This window comes from Paenibacillus sp. TCA20 (assembly GCF_000732325.1).
In the GTDB taxonomy this organism is placed as follows: Bacteria; Bacillota; Bacilli; order Paenibacillales; family Paenibacillaceae; genus Paenibacillus; species Paenibacillus urinalis.
In genome coordinates this window covers 153,439-173,436 of sequence record NZ_BBIW01000008.1, presented here as the reverse complement: position 1 = coordinate 173,436, position 19,998 = coordinate 153,439, and the positions used below count along the sequence as shown (strand labels likewise).

The 19,998-nt window shown below is 48.3% G+C and carries 14 protein-coding genes and 3 pseudogenes; 6 read left to right on the top strand and 11 right to left on the bottom strand.

The window, feature by feature from the left end; translation table 11 throughout:
- The first annotated feature begins 17 nt into the window (after positions 1-17).
- Complete coding sequence (locus TCA2_RS26220; protein WP_052512087.1) at positions 18-1,451, top strand: multicopper oxidase domain-containing protein; 1,434 nt, start codon at positions 18-20, stop codon at positions 1,449-1,451.
- Positions 1,452-1,520: 69 nt separating this feature from the next.
- On the opposite strand, the gene TCA2_RS27890 is transcribed toward TCA2_RS26220, so the two are convergent.
- Positions 1,521-1,649 (bottom strand): hypothetical protein, encoded by a 129-nt coding sequence (locus TCA2_RS27890; protein WP_274337784.1) that lies wholly within the window; start codon positions 1,647-1,649, stop codon positions 1,521-1,523.
- A 181-nt stretch (positions 1,650-1,830) separates the two neighbouring features.
- On the opposite strand from TCA2_RS27890, the gene TCA2_RS16375 reads away from it, so the two are divergent.
- The 4 genes from TCA2_RS16375 to TCA2_RS16360 all read left to right on the top strand — a co-directional run bounded on the left by TCA2_RS16375 (position 1,831) and on the right by TCA2_RS16360 (position 6,306).
- Positions 1,831-2,520: a response regulator transcription factor gene (locus tag TCA2_RS16375; RefSeq protein WP_047912672.1), complete on the top strand. Its 690-nt coding sequence runs from the start codon at positions 1,831-1,833 to the stop codon at positions 2,518-2,520.
- Positions 2,517-3,521: a sensor histidine kinase gene (locus TCA2_RS16370; protein WP_047912671.1), complete on the top strand. Its 1,005-nt coding sequence runs from the start codon at positions 2,517-2,519 to the stop codon at positions 3,519-3,521. Before TCA2_RS16375 ends, TCA2_RS16370 begins: the two co-directional genes overlap by 4 nt.
- 101 nt (positions 3,522-3,622) lie before the next feature.
- Entirely contained in the window at positions 3,623-4,378 is a 756-nt protein-coding gene (locus TCA2_RS16365; RefSeq protein ID WP_047912670.1) for an ABC transporter ATP-binding protein, read from the top strand.
- The gene (locus TCA2_RS16360) at positions 4,375-6,306 is read left to right on the top strand and encodes an FtsX-like permease family protein (protein WP_047912669.1); all 1,932 of its coding nucleotides are present in this window, start codon (positions 4,375-4,377) and stop codon (positions 6,304-6,306) included. The genes TCA2_RS16365 and TCA2_RS16360 overlap by 4 nt, the downstream gene beginning before the upstream one ends.
- A gap of 136 nt (positions 6,307-6,442) precedes the next feature.
- Here the strand turns inward: TCA2_RS16360 and TCA2_RS16355 are convergent, their stop codons facing one another.
- Entirely contained in the window at positions 6,443-7,666 is a 1,224-nt protein-coding gene (locus TCA2_RS16355) for an MFS transporter (protein ID WP_193746066.1), read from the bottom strand.
- Positions 7,667-7,979: 313 nt separating this feature from the next.
- Positions 7,980-8,798 carry an alpha/beta fold hydrolase gene (locus TCA2_RS16350; RefSeq protein ID WP_052512085.1) on the bottom strand — a complete coding sequence of 273 codons (819 nt, stop codon included), beginning with the start codon at positions 8,796-8,798 and terminating at the stop codon, positions 7,980-7,982.
- A 199-nt stretch (positions 8,799-8,997) separates the two neighbouring features.
- On the opposite strand from TCA2_RS16350, the gene TCA2_RS16345 reads away from it, so the two are divergent.
- On the top strand, positions 8,998-9,888 hold the full coding sequence (locus TCA2_RS16345) for a diacylglycerol kinase family protein (protein ID WP_047912764.1): 891 nt from the start codon (positions 8,998-9,000) through the stop codon (positions 9,886-9,888).
- A 3-nt stretch (positions 9,889-9,891) separates the two neighbouring features.
- On the opposite strand, the gene TCA2_RS16340 is transcribed toward TCA2_RS16345, so the two are convergent.
- The 8 genes and pseudogenes from TCA2_RS16340 to TCA2_RS16315 all read right to left on the bottom strand — a co-directional run bounded on the left by TCA2_RS16340 (position 9,892) and on the right by TCA2_RS16315 (position 19,940).
- Positions 9,892-11,454, bottom strand: coding sequence for a histidine kinase N-terminal 7TM domain-containing protein (locus tag TCA2_RS16340; RefSeq protein WP_047912668.1), 1,563 nt, complete (start codon positions 11,452-11,454; stop codon positions 9,892-9,894).
- 259 nt (positions 11,455-11,713) lie between these two features.
- Entirely contained in the window at positions 11,714-12,769 is a 1,056-nt protein-coding gene (locus TCA2_RS16335; protein ID WP_047912667.1) for an LLM class flavin-dependent oxidoreductase, read from the bottom strand.
- Between the two features lie 115 nt (positions 12,770-12,884).
- Positions 12,885-13,553, bottom strand: coding sequence for a YdeI/OmpD-associated family protein (locus TCA2_RS16330; protein WP_047912666.1), 669 nt, complete (start codon positions 13,551-13,553; stop codon positions 12,885-12,887).
- Positions 13,554-13,758: 205 nt separating this feature from the next.
- The gene (locus tag TCA2_RS16325) at positions 13,759-14,514 is read right to left on the bottom strand and encodes an SDR family NAD(P)-dependent oxidoreductase (RefSeq protein WP_047912665.1); all 756 of its coding nucleotides are present in this window, start codon (positions 14,512-14,514) and stop codon (positions 13,759-13,761) included.
- Positions 14,515-14,797: 283 nt separating this feature from the next.
- A pseudogene (locus tag TCA2_RS27660) lies at positions 14,798-15,268 on the bottom strand (LamG domain-containing protein); the annotation flags it as partial.
- 192 nt (positions 15,269-15,460) lie between these two features.
- Positions 15,461-17,979: pseudogene (locus TCA2_RS16320) on the bottom strand (LamG-like jellyroll fold domain-containing protein); the annotation flags it as partial.
- A gap of 645 nt (positions 17,980-18,624) precedes the next feature.
- Positions 18,625-19,143, bottom strand: a pseudogene (locus TCA2_RS27655) (S-layer homology domain-containing protein); the annotation flags it as partial.
- Positions 19,144-19,475: 332 nt separating this feature from the next.
- A complete protein-coding gene (locus TCA2_RS16315) occupies positions 19,476-19,940 on the bottom strand; it encodes a hypothetical protein (protein WP_238546422.1) in 465 nt (154 codons plus the stop codon).
- Positions 19,941-19,998 lie beyond the last annotated feature (58 nt).

The following is a 19,998-nucleotide window of genomic DNA, read 5'->3' as shown; positions in this document are numbered from 1 at the left end:
GGGGAAAGGAACAACATATGATAAATTCATCCAGAAAAGCACTTCTGTTCCGAACAATCACAATCCTGCTTATTGTTATGATTTTATTTTCGATGATAAATATAGGGACCGGCTTGGGGTCTAGTCTCTCTGCAGCGGCTGTTTCCCACAGTCCAAACGAGAAAAATACGTCTCTTCCGGAGACCAAACGATTTCACTTCTATGCCACGGACGGTACTCTCAAGCTCCCTGATGAGACATCTGTATACGTGTGGGGATATAGTGAGCAACAAGCAAAGGGGACTGCCGGATATCCTGCCCCTACCCTCACCGTTAATGAAGGAGATCTGGTAGAAGTTACTTTGACCAATCTGGGCACCTCCCAGAAGGGGATTAAGCAGGTCGGGCATACGATTCATTTTCATGGACTCGATACGGATCAGGCGAACGACGGTGTGCCGCACACCTCCAAGGATTTGCTTGTGGGAGACAGCTATACCTATAGATTCAAGGCCGATCATGCAGGAACCTACTTCTATCACTGTCATGTCGATACGATTGAGCATCTGCAGATGGGAATGACCGGGGCTTTTATTGTCAAAGCAAAGGACGGAGCTAATGAGGCTTGGACCAGTGGTCCGAAATACGACAAAGAATATACTTTCGTATTGAACGAGATTGATCCGGTATGGCACAAGGCCGTGCAGGAGGGCAAGAAGTATGATCGTACTGACTTCAAGCCTACCTATTTTACGATTAACGGCAAGGCCTATCCTGACACCGAGAAGGACCCAGGTACGCTCATTACAGGCAAGATCGGGGAGAAGGTACTCGTCCGCATCATCAATTCCGGATACCGGCCTCATGCCATGCATCTGCATGGGCATCATTTTGAAGTGATCGCATCTGACGGCAGGCCGCTGCCTGCCCCGCTTGAGAAGGACACGGTAAATATCGGGCCCGGTGAGCGCTACGACCTGTTAATTACATTCATCCAGGAAGGGGCCTACCCCTTCCACAGCCATAACATTGTCGACAATACGAACAATGGTGTCTATCCTGGCGGCATGCATACGATGGTCATGATCGGTGATCAAGGACCGGCATCAGAACATGAAGGGCATGGACAGCATGGTGAGGCCGGGAGACAAACAGAAAATGAACATCATCGCAGCATAACAGGAACAGCTGGTGCTCCTGTCTCCCCCTTGGAAGAGTCCCGGGAAGGAGCTATGGTAGCAATCAGTCACATGAAATATTCTGTGAAAGAGCTTCGAATTAAAGCCGGAACTACCGTCACCTGGGAGAACCAGGATCCTGTCTTTCATACGGTTACGGATATAGGAGGCGCCTTCGACAGCCGTCATCTCGGACCTGGGGAGGAGTTCAGTCACACTTTTCATGAGAAAGGGACCTATAACTATTATTGTGCTACGCATCCGAGTATGGAAGCCAGCGTCATTGTAGAGTAAGGAATACAGGACCCACTTCAATAAAAAACACCCTCTCGCCTTGTAGCGAAAGGGTGTTTGGTGCTTAGCTTACGCGTTGCTTTGCTCAGACTTCCCTTCATCCTCGCCAGCCTTGCCGCCGGTCTTCTCGAATTGGTCCGGTTCATCATCACGGATCGCTTTATCTTCTTCATTGTTTTGTGTATCTTTATTAACCATGATGCAGCCCTCTTTTCTGTAAAGTTGTACGTATGCTCATTATTAACCCTTTACAGCAAATTGAACCTGGCACTCGATTCACTGTGAGTATCCTTCATCAAATAGTTCCTCACTTTAATCAGTAAACAATTTCCTATACACTGGCTATAGTAATCTATAGAGAAATGTGGTGACTTGTCATATGTTCACAATCATGCTCATCGAGGATGATCTGACCTTGTTTCAAGAAATAAAGGACCGTTTATCGCAGTGGTCTTATGATACATACGGTGTACGCAATTTTGATAAAGTCATGCAGGAGTTTGCGGAGATCCAGCCCGATCTAGTCATCATCGACATCCAGCTTCCCAAGTTCGACGGGTTTCATTGGTGCCGTATGATTCGGGCCCACTCCAACGTGCCCATCATCTTTCTGTCATCCCGTGACCACCCGACGGATATGGTGATGTCCATGCAGCTCGGAGCTGACGACTTCATTCAGAAGCCGTTTCATTTCGATGTCCTGATCGCCAAGATCCAGGCCACGCTCCGCCGTGTCTACAATTACAATACAGAGCCAACCCAGCTTAAGACCTGGAGAGGAGCAGCCATAGAATATGTGAAGAACATCATTTCAAACGATCAAGGCACAGCAGAGCTCACGAAAAATGAGATGTTCATCCTCAAGATGCTGATTGAGCAGAAGAACCAAATCATCAGCAGAGAGGACCTCATCAAAAGTCTGTGGGATAATGAGCATTTTGTGAGCGACAATACGCTCACCGTCAATGTGAACCGGCTGCGGAAGAAGCTCGAAACGATCGGCCTAGGTGCTTATATTGAAACCAAGGTCGGACAGGGTTACATGGCTACGGAAGAGGCTGCCCCATGATTCGGGGGTTTCTTATTGAACGGCGCAGCTGGCTGCTGCTGATCCTCGTCCTGCAGCTGCTGACGCTGTTCGTCGCCTATATCGATACCTCTGTTCCACTGCTGCCCATTCTGTATATTACACTGCTGTCTTCCATGCTCTGTATTTTGTTCTTCTTTATTCGGTATCATAAGGAAACCAAGTTCTTCAAACAGTTGAAGGCCTGGAATCACACCTATGATCTTACAGCCTTCAAGAACGCCGATAGTCCCTTCGAGCAGATTGTGGAGGATGCAGTGACGATGCAGACCCAGCACTATAAAAAAGAAGCATCCGGCCGCCTTCTGCTCCTCGAGCAGGAGAAGGATGAACTGCTCTCGTGGATTCACGAAGTCAAGACACCCCTGACGGCGATGCGGCTCATGATTGACCGTTTGCCTGATGATGCGCTCAAGAGCCAGCTCCAGTTCGAATGGCTGCGGATTCACCATCTGCTCGATCAGCAGCTGCATCAGAAGCGGATTCCTTTTATCGAGAATGATCTGTATATTGAGGAGACCTCGCTTGAACCGATCATCTACAAGGAGATTCGGGACTTGAAATCTTGGTGTATCCAAAAAGGAATCGGCTTTGACGTATCGCTGGAAGCGCCTCAGGTGCTCACAGATGCAAAATGGCTCGGCTTCATCCTCCGGCAGATCCTGACCAATGCCGTCAAATACAGTGAGGCTTCGGATATTATCGTAGAGAGCCGGAAGGAGAACGGACATGTTATTCTGACCATTCAGGATTTTGGCCGCGGTATTGATCCGAAGGATCTGCCCCGCATTTTTGATCGGGGATTCACCTCAACAACCCGGCATCAGGAAAGCGCGGCTACGGGAATGGGGCTGTATTTGGCACAGAAATCGGCTGATTCCCTTCGGATTCATATTGAGGTTCAGTCTGCTGTGGGGCATGGCACGGCCTTCTATCTTACCTTTCCTGTTCCTAATGATTTCGATCATCTTGCAGGCATGTGACAACATTGTCACATGCTTTTGTGCTTTGTTCGCTGAATCGAAGGAGAATTCGGCGTGAGCGAGGTAAGATGGATTCATAAAGAACATAAGGAGTGAAACCCGTGGTTATATTGGAAGCAAATAAGATCCACAAAATATACGGCAACAAATTTAATAAGCAGGAAGTGCTGAAGGGGATCGATCTGAAGGTAAACAAAGGAGAGTTTGTCAGCATCATGGGCGCCTCGGGCTCCGGCAAGACCACCCTGTTGAATGTGCTGTCCTCCATCGACAAGCTGAGCGAGGGAACCATCGAGATTGAGGGCAAAGAATTTACAGGCATGAAGGAGAAGGATCTCGCTGAGTTCCGCAAGAACCACCTCGGTTTTATTTTTCAGGAATATAATCTGCTCGACACACTGACGGTTAAGGAAAATGTACTCCTTCCGCTATCCATTAAGAACGTATCCAAACGGGCTGCGCTGGAGAAATTCAAGGCGGTTGCATCCGAGCTTGGCATTTACGAGCTGGCGGATAAGTACCCGAGTGAAATTTCAGGCGGACAGAAGCAGCGGACCTCTGCTGCCAGAGCGTTCATCCATGATCCAGGCATTATTTTTGCAGATGAGCCGACAGGGGCGCTCGATTCGAAGTCTGCCTCCGATCTGCTGAATAAGCTCAGTGACATGAACGAGAAGCATGCGGCAACGATCATTATGGTTACGCATGACCCCGTAGCGGCAAGCTACTGCAGCCGGGTCATCTTCATCAAGGACGGACAGATATACTCGCAGCTGAATAAGGGCGAGCAGCCAAGATCCTCCTTCCTGAGCGATATTATGAAAACCCAAGGCGTGCTGGGCGGTGTTCAAGCGTGAATCTGAATACGATTATTTTTCGAAACCTGAAGAAGAACATACGCAATTACTATCTTTATGTATTTGCTCTTATCTTCAGTGTCGGCTTGTACTTCTCATTCGTAACGCTGCAATACGATCCGTCCATGGATGAAGCGAAGGGTACGGTCAAAGGGGCTGCGGCACTTGGGGCAGCTTCCGTTCTACTCGTTGCGATTGTCGCCGTCTTCCTGCTCTATGCCAACACGATCTTCATTAAACGCCGGAGCAAGGAGATCGGACTGTTCCAGCTGATTGGTCTGACGAAAGGCCGCATCTTCCGGATCCTGACGGCGGAGAACCTGATTCTGTATTTTGGCTCCATGGTTATCGGTATTGCGGCAGGCTTCGCCGCTTCGCGGCTTATTCTCATGATTCTGTTCAAAATACTTGGTGTGGATGAGCTGGCAGCCCTTCGCTTCTCACCGGAAGCTCTCACGCAGACCGTCATTGTGTTTGCACTCATCTATGTGCTGATTATGATCATGAACTATCTGTTCATTGTCAGACAGAGCATACTCTCCCTGTTCCGTGTCGTATCCACCGCACAGCAGCGGGTGAGTAAGATGTCACTGTTCGAAATATTACTCGGCGTTCTTGGGATCGCTCTGATTCTGGGCGGTTATTATGTTTCCACTCAATTATTCGGAGGACGCTTTACGGAAATGGAAGATCTGATGTGGGCCATGATCTTTATTTTGGCGTCCGTCATCATCGGTACTTATCTCTTCTATAAGGGCTCGGTCAGTTTCATATTCAACGCGATCCGCAAGAGCAAGAATGGATATTTGTCCATTGGCGAGGTGCTGTCGCTCTCATCCATTATGTTCCGGATGAAATCGAATGCTATGCTCCTCACCGTCATCACGACCGTCTCGGCGCTCGCGATCGGCCTGCTGTCACTCAGCTATATCTCTTATTATTCTGCTGAATCGAGTGCGAAGAGCAGTGTACCGCATGACTTCTCCTTTGCAGAGGAGCAAGTCAAAGAAGATTTCATATCCGAGCTGGATTCACACCTGATCGCCTATGAAGTCATTCACAGACAGCCGATTGAAGCTGAGGTGGATGCAAGTAAACTCATGTCTAATAATACATTTGCCGATGAAACGATTCACACGCCTGTGCTCAGCGAAACGATGGTTGAAGGTATCGAGCTTGAACCTGGTGAGGCTGTATTCATGGGATACGATGATGCTTTATCAGGCTTCATGACGATTGCGGAGACAGGTGAATTTAATTTTATTGGACACAGCGGAGTTGATATTCATCAGAATCTGATCGGAAGCAAGGAGGAAGCTGTGCTGTCCTACTATTATGGCGGCGGATTTCCTACTGTTATTGTAGACGAGTCTGTGTATCAGCAGCTGCGCCAAGATAGGAATCCGGAGCTTCAAACAGAAGACCGTGCCGACTATTACGGGATTCAGCTCAAGGACCGTTCACAGGTCGAAGAAGCACATCAAATATATAAAGAGATGAATCTCGGCGTGCCAAGCTTCGCTCAATATGATTTTGAATTGAATCAACGTAATAACATGGGACTCATCATGTTTATCGTCGGCTTCCTCGGCCTTACGTTCCTGATTACCTCCGGCTGTATTCTGTACTTCAAACAGATGGATGAAAGTGAAGAGGAGCGGCCTAATTATACGATTCTGCGCAAGCTGGGCTTTACAGAGAGCAACCTGATGCGCGGCATTCGGTTCAAGCAGCTGTTCAACTTCGGCATTCCGCTCATTGTCGGTCTGTGCCACAGCTACTTCGCTGTCAAGTCAGGCTGGTTCCTCTTCGGCACCGAGCTCATGGCGCCGATGCTGATCGTGATGATTCTGTACACCGTGCTCTACTCGATCTTTGGCATCCTGTCAGTCAACTACTACAAACGGGTAATCAAAAGCTCGCTGTGAGCTGAGCAAAGCCTGAACACTCCCCTTGCATTAAGCAAGATACCATTCGCGATCGCAAGAACAAACGGTGCTGATATAAAAAATACTCCCTGCCAAATAAGGCGGGGAGTATTTCTAATATGCGAATGCGAATCACTTAAGAGGATTTATTTAAAATTTTGAGCTCTGAATTCTGCATTGCGGCTTCTTTTCTGCCCACCAGTGCATAATAAAGAACAAATCCAACGATCATCAGTGCCGCCATTGCCATGTACATGCCGTTGTAGCCGATGACCGGTGTAAGGAACCCGAGAATAAAAGGCCCTACGCCGATTCCCACATCAACAAAGATATAAAAGGTCGAGGTAGCCAGTCCCATCCGGTGAACGGGAGATCTCTTCACGGCGAGCGCCTGAGCGCTGGCCTGCGTTGTTCCGTAGCCAAGCCCGACGAAGACGGCGGAGAGCAGCAGCAACGGACCGCTGTGCACCTGACTCAGTATCGCAAGTCCAAGGGCAAACAGTACAATAGCCGGGTACATGACCACGTTGATTCCATGCTTATCGAACCACTTTCCTGTGAAGGGTCTGGTTAGTATGACAACAATCGCATAGACGATGAAGAAGAAGCTTGCGACCTCTACCAGATTTATTTTTTCCGCAAACAAGGTGAGGTACGTAAGAATGCTGGAATATCCAAACGCCATGACGAAGCTGATGATGGAGATCGGAATGGCCTTCGGTTCAACCAGATTGGATATCTTGAAGCCCTTTAGATCCTTCTGTTGTTCTGCAGTCAGTGTAAGCTTCGGAACCTTCATCAAGAAAGAGGAAGCCAAGGATAATACGCCAAGAACCGCGCATAAAATAAAGTTTAACGTGATGCTGCCGTGTTCTTTGACCAGCAATCCGATAAACGGACCGATGGCAGAAGCAATAATGATGCTGACACCGTAATATCCGGTCCCTTCTCCTCTTCTGGAATGAGGGATGAGGCTGGCCGAGATGGTTCCTGTCGCAGTAGAGGCTAGCGCAAAGGCAATCCCATGCAGCAGACGGACGATCAGAAGCACTCCCAGATTAGGGGTGACGAAATAAAGAAAGGTCAGGATGACAAAAGAAATCAGCCCGGTCAAGAGCATCCGTCTCCGTCCCACCTTCTCAATTGTGCTGCCTCCAACCAGCCGGCCGATCAATGCACCGATCACAAAAATACTGGATGCGAATGCACCCATGCTCTCCGATGCCCCAAACTCATTGATCGCGTAAGATGGCATGATCACGACAAGCAAATAGAAGCATAAAAATAATAAAAAGTTCACACCGAAGACAATGAAGAAATCCTTTGTCCATAATCGGTCCTTTGAAATTGTCTGTTCCATTGCATATTCCCCTTTCTATACATCACAAAAAAGGACCACCCTGCATTGGTGCAAGTCTGGTTCTTTGCAGCAAAAAGCTTTATTGAGCTTAATTAGTCAAAAAAAGACCGTGTTCTTTTCACTATTAGTTACCCTAGGTAACTATATCGCACTATTATTATAATGTACTTTTTTACATATGTCCAGGTGCGTATGAGGCGTACCAAAAAAAGGGCTCCTTAACCCATAAGGTAAAGGAGTCCTTCAAAATCATGATCGTTTCGGAATGCGACAGCTCTGCTGTAGATATAATCGCAACTATACAGACTAAATACTATCCACGCTGGCCGAGTATGGCCAGGGAGAGCGCTGCATCAACGACCGCTTCCGGCTGATGAATATGAATGTCTTGCTCACTGTCCTGAACCGTTAGCGGTATCGTGCAATTCGTCAGTTCAAACAGTGCCTGCTGGCTGTCCTTCCACTCTTCCGTTTGCTTGCCTGCCGTCAGCACGATGACCGGCATGGAGGGCCGAAGCGGAGCCGCACTATACAGCTGCCGAACACTCTCACGAGCACACCCAAGCTCAATCTCAGGATCAGCGACTGAAAATGTACTGCGGCGATATCCTGAAGCTATAGCCTCGATGTTCATGCCCTCATGAATCGAATCGACGAGCAGCAATCCAGACACTTCATCCGGATACATGGAAGCAAACAGCCGTATGGTCATTCCGCCGAACGAGGTCCCGACAAGAACATAGGGAGGCTTCAACTGCTTAACAGCCAATAGGGTTCGCAGATCCTCCACATCCTCTCGGCAGGTCTGCTGCTTCTCCTCTCCTCTGCTCCAGCCGAATCCTGCACGATCATAGGAGAGCACTACTGCATGCCTCGACAGCTCAGGCTGTATCCGCGACCAGTCCTGTGAGCAGCCGCCTCTACCTGCTTCCAGAATAATCGTCTGATCGCCTGATCCGGTTATCAGCGTGTGAAGCTGGCGATCCCCCACCGGAACAAGCTCTCCAGGCGGCGTGACGAAACGGTTCTCATCATCGGACAGCATGAATGGGTTCAGCATATAAGGAAATTCTGTAACGACAGCACAGGTATCTAAATTTATATATTTATCCGTTAAAGGAGTAGAAGTCATATCAACACACCTCTCTTATTTATCGCAAACAGCGTAGCTGCATCTAAATACGATAATAAAGGGAAATGCTTCTGTGAAAAATAGAAGGTATGTGGGCGATTTTTTCTTATTTTTTGAGGATGTAGGCTTGTCGGGTATTCACATGGGGACTTCTCAGGGTAAAGAATATCAAAATGATAACCAAGGAAGGAACAACGATATGAAGCAGGCGATGATTATTATTAACCCTTCTTCAGGTAAGGAAGAGGCTCTTGCCTATCTGAGAGATGTACAGGAGGTCTTGGAGGAACAGGGCTACCAGACGTCCGTAAACGAAACAGCGAAGGAGCATGATGCGACAGCATTCTGCATTTCCGCCTGTGAGGATTGCTATGATCTGGTTGTATCCATCGGAGGAGACGGTACCTTGCACGAGACGCTGAATGGCTACATGGATCAAGCGCACAGACCCAAGCTTGGCATTGTTCCTCTCGGCACTGTTAACGATTTTGCCAGAGCACTTCATATTCCGCTTGATCCGGCTGAGGCGATTCGTACGCTCCGTTCTACCCGCTTGAAGCCAATTGATATCGGATTAATCAATGATCGGATCTTTGCAAATGTCATTGCGGTCGGCATGCTGGCCGAAGTATTGGCTGAGGTGAGCTCTGAGCAAAAATCGAAGCTCGGCGCGTTCGCTTATTACAAAGAAGGCATCAAACGCCTCGTGAACAGCCCGTCCAATCATCTGATTATCGAGCATGATGATGAAACATGGGTAGGTGAATCCCCCTTGTTCGTGGCTGCATTAACGAACTCTGTCGCCGGATTTGAGAAGATGGTGCCTTCGGCCTCCGTGGACGACGGACTGATTCACTGTTTCATCATCAAGGATATAAATGTCTTTAACACACTTACTGTTGGAACGTCGCTCTTACTCGGGAATTTAAAGGATCATTCCGACGTGGTTTATTTTACAGCGAAGGAAGTCCGTGTTCGATCTGAGGAGTCATTGTCTACCAATATTGATGGAGAAGCTGGTCCTTCTCTGCCCCTCCATTTGCGTATATTATCCCGTCATATTGATGTGATCGTTCCAGAGGAAGATTAGATTTTATACATGAATCCATTTTCTAAGCGGATAAACACTGTTTCTCCCCGATTTCTTGGCGGTATACAGCGCTTTATCTGCTTCCCTCATGAGGGACTGAGCGGAATGCTCTCCTTCGCCAGGGACGATACCGGCATGCGCTACACCAAAGCTGGAGGTTACCCTAACTTCTTGGTCCTCAACAATCATCTGGCGTCCAGCTATATTTTTACGAATCGATTCCGCAAGCTCACACGCCTCCGTCAGGGAGGTGTCCGGAAGCCAGAGAATAAATTCATCCCCGCCATACCGGCCTGCAAATCCTGCACCGCTGAGTGTCGAATGAATGGCATCTGCCACATGGGTCAGCACGATATCCCCTGCCTCATGACCGTACGTATCATTAACTTCTTTGAACAGATCGATGTCGAACATGATCACGGAGAGCCTTCCCCCATGCTCGGTGTACTCACGAATGACCCTATCCGATTCTCTCAGTAGTGCGGTTTTGTTTAGGAGTTGGGTCAGACCGTCCGTATCAGCCAGCTCCTTGAGCTGTTCTTGCATCAGGATGCGCTCTGTGATGTTGGCAAAGGTGATGATGCGGCCGATCGGCATCCCTTGCTTCATCATCGGTGTAAATCTGACGTGAAAATGCTGATTCACTCCATTTATTTTGAGCTTATAGTCAAACTCCAGCCCACGGCAAACCAGCTCCGCAAGCTCAGGATAATCCTGAAGTGCAGCCGATGCCGAGCGGCCTATAACCCCCTTGGTCATTCTTGGAAACACAGTCAGCACTGTTTGGTTGTAATCAACAATGATGTCCTTGTCATCCAATACGACGACTCCTTCCCTCATATGCTCGAATACCATCTCTCTCGCCAGAGGTACGGCGCTGAACATCTGAAACCGGAACAGGGCGATGCTGTGAAATATAAAGGACAGACTAATAAAAACAGGCCCCAGATCGATCCCGTAAGGACTCATACCCGCCAAGTACAAAAAGGCGCCGATAATCGGCACAAGATTCCCAACCGCCATCGTAAGAAGCTGCCTCCGAAAGGCGGGCGCTGCCTTGCCCCATTGTACAAGCAGGATAGCGGCACTCGCGATGATGCATCCGTACAGATAAACCGAGTGCACCGCGAACCACGGTCCATAAGTCAGCTCCACGATCGGAAATGGAGCGTTCTCCCGGAGTGACACGGAGGTGTAGTAGAGATGATGCAGCTCGTTCGTGCTTTGGATGAGTGTCGTCGTCACTGGGATGGCAAAAAGGATATAATAAACCCATTTTTTTATAGCCACACCGACGTATTGTGTGCACATGAGCAGCATGAATGCAGGAATAAGCGGAAGCGGAATGTATTCGACGGTGATCCAGAACTTGATCTGCATCAGTGTCGAGCTGGTCAGTTCCGCCGCATAGGCAAATGAAAAAAAGGATGCCATTAATGTCATCCAGACATAGTACATCCCGCCAGGTGCACTCTTAAGCCTCAGCAGTCCGTATACACATAAAATTACACTAATACTGCCGCCAGCCATGATCATGAATACCGGTAAGCGCAGCTCTTCTGCCATCTTCATCTACTCCATGATTACTTTTATCGTTTTATGCTAAACCCTCATTAAATTATAAAGCAGGTTGTTCCCGTTCTCTAGCCATAATTCTACATAAAACGACTTTAATCTACTATATCACGATAGGAATAATTGTGATTATTTATTTTCACTTTTTTGGATCCTTTAACGCAAAAAAAAGATCCTCAGTCCCTACGCTTAAGGTAAGGCTTGAAGATCTCCTTTTTATGATCAAGCACGTATCATGATATCACTTGATTTATGCTCCACCATTCGCTTCCCACGCAGCAATCTCTTCCCGCACCCGAGGGGCCACCTTCGTGCCAAGCAGCTCGATCGCTGTCATGACCTCCTCATGCGGCATTGTGCCAAGGGGAACGTGCAGCATAAACCGAGTAATGCCGACATTTTTCCGCAAATATATAATCTTCTCACTCACCGTGTCCGGGTCACCTACATACAGCGCCCCTTCAAGACTGCGGGCTGCATCATAGCTCTGGCGCGAGTAGCTCGGCCAGCCCCGTTCCCGTCCGATGACATTCATACTCTGCTGGGTCGGGAGGAAGAACTTCTCTACCGCCGTCTCTTGATCCGCTGCAATAAAGCCATGGGAGTGAGAAGCCACTGGAAGCTTGGAAGCATCATGCCCTGCATGGGCAGCTGCCTTCTTATACAGCTGAACCAGCGGTGCAAACTGTGCCGGTCTTCCTCCAATAATCGCAAGCACGAGCGGAAGCCCCAGCAGCCCGGCCCGGATGACCGATTCCTGATTCCCGCCACTGCCAATCCATACCGGAAGAGGGTACTGAACCGGTCTTGGGTAAACACCAAGATTGTGGATTGCCGGACGATGAGTTCCCTGCCAGGTTACCTTCTCCGATGCGGTTAATTTGAGCAGCAAATCGAGCTTCTCATCAAACAGGGTGTCATAGTCATTCAGATCATAGCCAAACAGGGGGAAGGACTCGATAAAAGACCCTCTGCCCGCCATAATCTCCGCGCGTCCGTTCGATATGCCATCCAGGGTCGCAAAGTCTTGGAACACACGTACCGGATCAGCGGATGACAGCACGGATACGGCGCTCGTAAGCCGAATTCGCTGGGTCTGCGGTGCGGCTGCTGCCAGAACGACTGCAGGATTGGATGCGGCATAATCCTTTCGATGATGCTCCCCCACTCCATAGACATCAAGTCCCACCTGATCGGCAAGAATAATCTCTTCCACCACTTCGCGCAGACGCTGCGCGTGACTCATCACCTCACCGGTATGCACATCGGGTGATGTCTCTGCAAAAGTACTGATTCCTATCTCCATTCGATGACTCCTCCTGCTTTATATTAATTAATTTTTGTAAGTTAATAACTTTAATGCACTATCTATATTCTGAGGTCGAATGGCTGATTTATCAAGTACTATTTTATCCGAATATCTACCCTTGCTCCTGGCGGTACAGCTCGCGGCTCTTGTACCCTTTTCCGAGAATCATCTTCATCTCTTCACGCCGTTTCTCCCTCGTTGCTTCCTGCTTGGCACTATATACGTAGCGCGCCCAGTCCTTCTGATATCCAGGTGTAAGGGTATAATAGAAGGCGAGCAGCTCCGGCTCGTTCTGCAAATCCTGCTCCACATTTGGGATCATGGCGACATAATCGTCTACTCTCTGGCTTGCCTTGGAGGACTCCTTGCTCTTCCGCTGTTCCTTCTTCAGCCCTACCACGGTAAATACGTCATCCATACCCACCATGCGGGCAAATTTAATACTGCTTGTCCCTACATAGCCGTCTTCGTCTGCCCCTATTCCTCCCAAGATCTCATCACGGTGAATGTAGGTAGCGTAAACCTTGTTGCCCTTTTTGGGATAAGCAAAATACAGGTAACCCTTCTCTTCCAGCAGATCCTCTTCGATCACCCTAATCACCTGTGACTTCATCTGCTCCATATCTAGCACAAAGGCAAAGATCAGATCATATTTACTCTCTGCCAGCTCATGATCGTAGTCTCCGAGCTCTGCAAAATAATCGATGTCAGCAGGCAAATTCAGCACGGCCTTGCGGGTAAAGTTATGTAAATTCAGCTTTTGTACAATGGTCTTTGTCATCTTATCACCTGTCCATTCATATATTCTGTGAAAAAAGAGGAAGCTAGAGCTTTCATTAGAGATTATAGCGAACGAATGATATAAACACGAGGAAACGGAATCGATGTATAGTTCGTGTGTCCTGCTCTTATGAAAAAATCGGTGCATAAACGCTTTAAACGTCTATACACCGATTCGTGTGCAAGTCAGTATTCAAATACGGCAATTATTTTGTTTTGAAGCTCAGGAAACCATCATCCACTGGAAGCGTTGTTCCGTTAATGGCAGAAGCAGCATCGGTAAACAGGAAGGTTACAGCGCTTGCTACTTTTTCCGGTTCAATCAGCTCACCGCGCATATGCTGCTCGGCCAGGAATTTCTTCGCTGCTTCATCTTCCCCAAGAATCGGCGTATTAATAAAGCCAGGAGCAACACCCACTACACGGATCCCATGCTCTGCCAGCTCAAGTGCACCAGATTTGGACATCATCACAACAGCCGCTTTGGCTGCGTTATAGTTGAAGCTGCCGACAGCAGCAATGGTTCCGTAGATGGAAGCTGTATTCACGATGGTACCTTTGACGCCAAGCTCAACCATTTTCTTAGCTCCATAATACATACCGTAATATACGCTGTGCTGGTCAACATCAATTACACGGTGATAGGACGCCGGGTCCATCTCAAGGAACGGTTTAACCAGTCCAATACCCGCATTGTTGAAAATACCGCTGAAGGTTCCGAATTTCTCAGCTGTAAAGTCGATCAACGCTTTGATCTCATCGCCATTGGACACGTCTACTTTGTACGCAGCCGCTGTACCGCCCTGCGCTTCAATCTCGGATACGACTTGCTTGGCACCTTCTTCATTATAATCAGCTACAACAATCGTTGCCCCTTTGGCCGACAACTGCAAGGAAGCTTCTCTGCCGATACCGCTTGCTCCACCTGTAACGACAATAACTTTTCCGTTCAATTCAGACATGATTCAGGACTCCTTTGTATATAAAAGTAAGTATGTTGAAGTGAGTTACTAACTAATTGTTATTATACTCCTCTGTCACAGTTTTGTCAAATATAGTCGAACTTTGTTGGTTCGAGCTTAAGACGAACTGCAGCCAGACAACCACATTTTTATATATTTGCCTAAGAAGCTCTTAAATATGAGGATTTATGCCATACGTCGAATAGCCCAGCAAAAAAAGAACAGACGAACTTATCGTTCGCCTGCCCTTATTGTGTTATTCCTGCTTGATCCACCTGCTGTGTTAGTTCACTGCCGATGTTGTTGCAAGCTCCTGTACCTCTTCTGCACTAATGGCACCTTGATATATTCTCAGCTCATCCATCATGCCTTTGAACGGGGGGTCCCACCAATTCACAGCCAGACTGAAGGTTCCTGTATTGTCAAGGAAGATGTCCGGGAAGCCTGAACCTGCAAATTTTTCTTCCCCGTTAACATATACGTTGACCTGATCGCCAGCGACCGTGAAGGCCAAATGAGTCCACTCACTTAATGGAAGCTTAGCGCCTGTTACTCCATCGTACCAGGCTCCTTTGGAATTAGACCAGAGCATGGACTTACCCTCAGGACCTGCCGGCTTTAGACTAAACCAGCTTGCATTCGACAGCGCTCCAAAGAAAGTGGTCGTATTCACGCCTGGCAGCTCATCCGCATATACCCACATCGTTACAGAGTAGCTGTCACTGGATATAAGCCCATTCGGCAGTCTTACGCCCGACTTGCCATCAAATACGGCTGCTTTCCCTTCTGCCCCGTCCTGGTAAGTGATGTTCCCACCGTCTGGAGTATCGATATTGTTACCAATCACGGTTCCTGCTTCAAAGTTACCGACAGTGTCTGCCAAATTCTCTTCGAAGGAATACTGCGCTTGCAGCTCTGCAGGTCCTTCTTCACGCGGCGGCAGGTCTTCGGCAAGCTTCGCAGCAACCTCGGCTGTAATGGCCACATCATAAATTTTAAGCTCATCTATTTTCCCTTTGAACGGCGTATCCCAGAAATTCACACCAAGACTAAACACGCCTTCACTCGTCGTAAATACATGAGGAAATCCTGTTCCGGAGTAAGCTTCTTCTCCATTAACGAACACTTTAACAAATTCACCATTGACGGAGAAGGCTACGTGATGCCATTGATTGGTTCGAATTCGGGAGCCTGTTGATGCATCGTACCAGCTCTCCCCGGACCAGAGCATCGTATTCCCATCGCCTCCATGGGGAACGAAGCTGATCCAGCTCTTATCCGAGCCTCCGAAGAAGGCCGTTGTATACTGTGTTGTCTGTGCTGGGTTCAGCCACATGGACACCGAATATTCGTTTCCTTCGATTAATCCATTGGGCAGCTTGATGCCTGAATTCCCGTCAAATACAGCGGACTTCCCTTGTACTCCTGCCTCATAAGTAATCGCTCCGCCTTCATTGTTAATGCGATTTCCGGTGATTGTGCCCTCTCCGAATTCGCCAACCGATGCGGCAAGATTCTCTTCAAAGGAATACTGTGCAGACAAGCCAAATGTCACATCAATCGGTGTGACTGTAATATTGAAATCTTTCGTGCGTGATGCGTCACCTTTGGTGATGGTAGCCGTCAGTACAGCTGTTAGATTCTCTTCACCTACCTCAGGAGGGAATACTTCTCCTTCCGCAGTAATTACACTTGGATCTGAAGTCGTCCATGTAATCGTTGTGTTTCGTGCCGCTTCTGTTGGAAGCGTCAGACGGGAGCTTACATTAGATGTATTGCCGAGCGTCAGCGCCTGCTGTACATCCTGAACGACCTGCTCATCTGACTTGTCCGGCTGCTGGATTCCCCATACCGTTTCGCCAGCTTCAGAGATGGCTGTAAAATTCATCGTCTCCCGCTTCGTCATCCCATCCCACTGGGATATAAATACGCCGTCATAAGTCACATCATCAATAGTAATTTGCGCTTCGTAGTCATCAACAAGAGTCCATGTTCCATATACATCGCCGGATACCGTATGATCCTCGTTCAGAACGATATTCACAGAGCTGACAATATCTCCTGAATAGGCAAGTCCATGGTTGACGAATTTATACTCTCCTGCAATTTCTTCTTCTGCTACTTCTTCAAGTGTTTCACCCGAGTAGCGATGCGGGGCAACAACAGGCCAGCCGTCCTTATTCATAAACATTTGATGGACACGCAGCTCATGTGCCTCCCCTTTTTGCGGGAATCGAGTATGGAAGAACAAGAAATGCTTATCCAGCTCTTCATCGTAGAAGACCGAATTGTGTCCTGCCGATACGTATCCATAACCGCTTCCGGTTCCAGCCTCACCAATCTCTCTCTCGAACAGGAAGTTACCAATAAGCTTAATTCCAATTTGCTCGTTCTCCGTGCCCGCTGGCAGCACAGCGTCATTTCCAGCTGCATCGAGGTAAGGGCCTTCTGGGTTCTCTGCTCTAAACTGCCGGATGTTATATCCACCGTTTGCTCCAAGCCAGCCATAGGAAACGGTCAAGTAATAGTAGCCGGAGGCTTCATCATATACGATGAATGGACCTTCGCCTGATTTGGTATGTCCGCCTGCGATTTTGATTCCGAAGTAACGGTCGATCATACGTCCATCAGAGGTCTTCCCGTCTTCTCCCGGATAGATCGCTCTGCCTGTCTCTGGATCAAGCTCCAGCAGGAAAATACCGCCTGACCAGGAACCGTAAGCATCCACAGTCTTCCGTCTTCATCCTTGAACAAGGTAGCATCAATGGCATTCGGGTATTGTGCATTATCGTAGGCACCGTCTGCCTTGAACCAATTCGGGTTCGGCCCTGCCAGCACTTCGCTGTCAACAAGACCTTGAATGTTGGTATTCGTCCATTTCTTGTTAACCTGACTGTCTGCATCTTTTGCATCATTCTTGGTAAATCCAGAGTATACAATCGTGTCAACATAGGTGTATGGACCTTCAATGTTTTGCGATACCGCGATACCAATGGCGGAGCGGATATACGTCGATGACGCACTGTAATACATCATGTAGGCACCTGTCGTTCCGTCCTCATTGATATAGTCCTCATTCCAGTACACATCAGGTGCCCAGACTGAGAATCCGCCTTTACTGTCTGAGTCATTCTCACCCGCCCATGCAAATGAGCCTGCAAGGTTCTCGGACAAATCGCCATACAGCTTGTTACCTGGAGTCGTATAGCCGTTCGTAAAGGTAGACCAGTTCATCAAATCATCTGATTTGGCAGCTTCAATATGCGAACCGAATACATAATAGGTATCTTCCTCTTTAATAATAGAAGGATCATGTACAGATACGTTCGTAAAAGCAGGAGCTTCCTGACCCGGTTCTTCTGGCGTAGGAGTCGTAGGGGTCGATGGATCACTTGAGTCCGATCCTGGATTTGGATCCGGGCTCGGATTCCCACCCGTTGTTTCGTCACCGCGATCATGAACAATGCGGTCATCCTTGGAATTAACCTTTCCTTTTCCTGTTACCTGAATGGAGCCCTCGACATGGATTTCTACCTTATCAATGACCGCTCCCTCACCAACCTGAAGCGCTGCCGGTTGATTCAGAATGATTTGCTTGATCAGACCCTTAATCAGGTCAATCGTAGGCTGATTCTCTGCATCCACTTCGACCCGCTCAAACTCCCCGCTCAATCGAACGACTGCATCCAGTGGCAGCTCCGCTCGCAGTGCGACATTTAAGAAGCCGGCACCGGTTAAGTCCTGTTCTTCAATTGATGCACCGGAAAGAACATAGGTCTTGTCGATGTTCGTACTTCCTGTAGCAAGCAAGCGAATATTGCCGTTCAGCTTGTTCACCAGCAGCTCACGAATGGCAGAGTCCTGCAGATGTACGGTATTCTCGCCACCGCCGCTAGCGATAACCTGACCTTTGACAGTGACATTGTTAAGCACCACATCTCCATCTGCAATCCCTTGAGTCAGATAGAGATTTCCTTCAATGGTCGTATCCTCAAGCGTCACACCCGGCTGATTAATGACCACATTACGGGATGTAATGTTGCTGTAGGTTCCTGATTTATTGATGACCTGTCCTGAAATGTTCTGAAGGAGGGTTACAGCCTCCGCTCTCGTAATCTCGCGTTCTGGGCCAAAGGTGCCGTTCGTATAGCCCTTCACATAGCCCTCATTAACAAGCGTATTTACATAAGACCGGCTCCAGTCTGGAAGCCCTTTCACATCGGAAAGTGCAGAAGACCCAAGAGCAGATTGCAGCGGCAGCCCATAAGCCTTACCCAGCATCACCGCCGCTTCTTGACGGGAAACATAGCTGTCCGGCTTGATTGTACCGTCTGCATATCCGTTCATATAACCGTTCGCAACCGCTTTCAATATTTCTTGATAAAAAGGATCTTGCACCGACAGATCGGAGAACTTACTGCTGCTGTTCACCTCAACCAAGTTGAACGTACGATTAATCAGTGTCGCAAGTTCAGCCCGTGTGATCGGCTGGTTTGGCTTGTAGGACCCATCCGGATATCCTTGCATCAGACCGCTGTCGATCCAGGTGCTGAGTTGCTCCTTCGCCCAATGACCACTCACATCTTCCTTCTGGCTGGAGTCAGCGAATGCGGCGCCAGGCAGTAGCATCGTAAATGTGAGAAGCGTGGCCGTAACTTTCTTCATCATTCTCTTCATGCATATCCTCCTTCATTAATATAGCTGTATCGCTCGATTACTTGCGGGATTGCTGACAATTAAGACTAGACCATCGATAGCCGCTGTACAGGAACTGTTCACCTCCGTTATCACATATAATTAACAATAATATTAATTACTGAATAATTGAGTTAACATTTGTATTCTAACTTTATTTACCATATGGCGTCAATAACTTTCCCGCAAAAAAACAGACGGACTAATCATCCGCCTGCTTCCTACTAGTGCTATGCTCTTTATCTTCCTATAATCATGTGTGTTTCTTAGTCCGATGCTTCTGTTGCAATCGCCTGAATTGAATTCCCTATGGATTGCAGCAGGCTACCGAAGGCATTCCAGTTGTTGGCGCTCTTGTTCGTAACAAAGGGGGTTTGCTGCAAAGTGAGCTCGGTTTGAACTGCATTGGCGATGGACTGAATAATGTTTCCTATAACCACGAGATTCTGTCCCTCGTCTTGTACCTCCGTGCTTCTGGATAGAATCTTGGTCTGTCCAATCGCTGTAATGTTCGTGCCGATCGCCTGCAGCCATGTATATATCGCAAGCTGTACATTAATATCCTGCTGGATCTGCTCAGACTGCTCATTAGCCTGATTTTGCTGGCCCTGCTGCCTCTTCCGCGGGGACTTTTTGGAGTTATTCCGCTTATTCGGCTGTGGCAGCTGCTTCTTCTGCTGTGGAAGCTGGCGCCGCTCCAGCCGCTTCTGCTGCTGTCGCTTGGCGGGCACAGTACATCCCTGCTTTCTCCTGAGTGCTGTAAGTTTCTATAGCATATGCAGCCGGTGG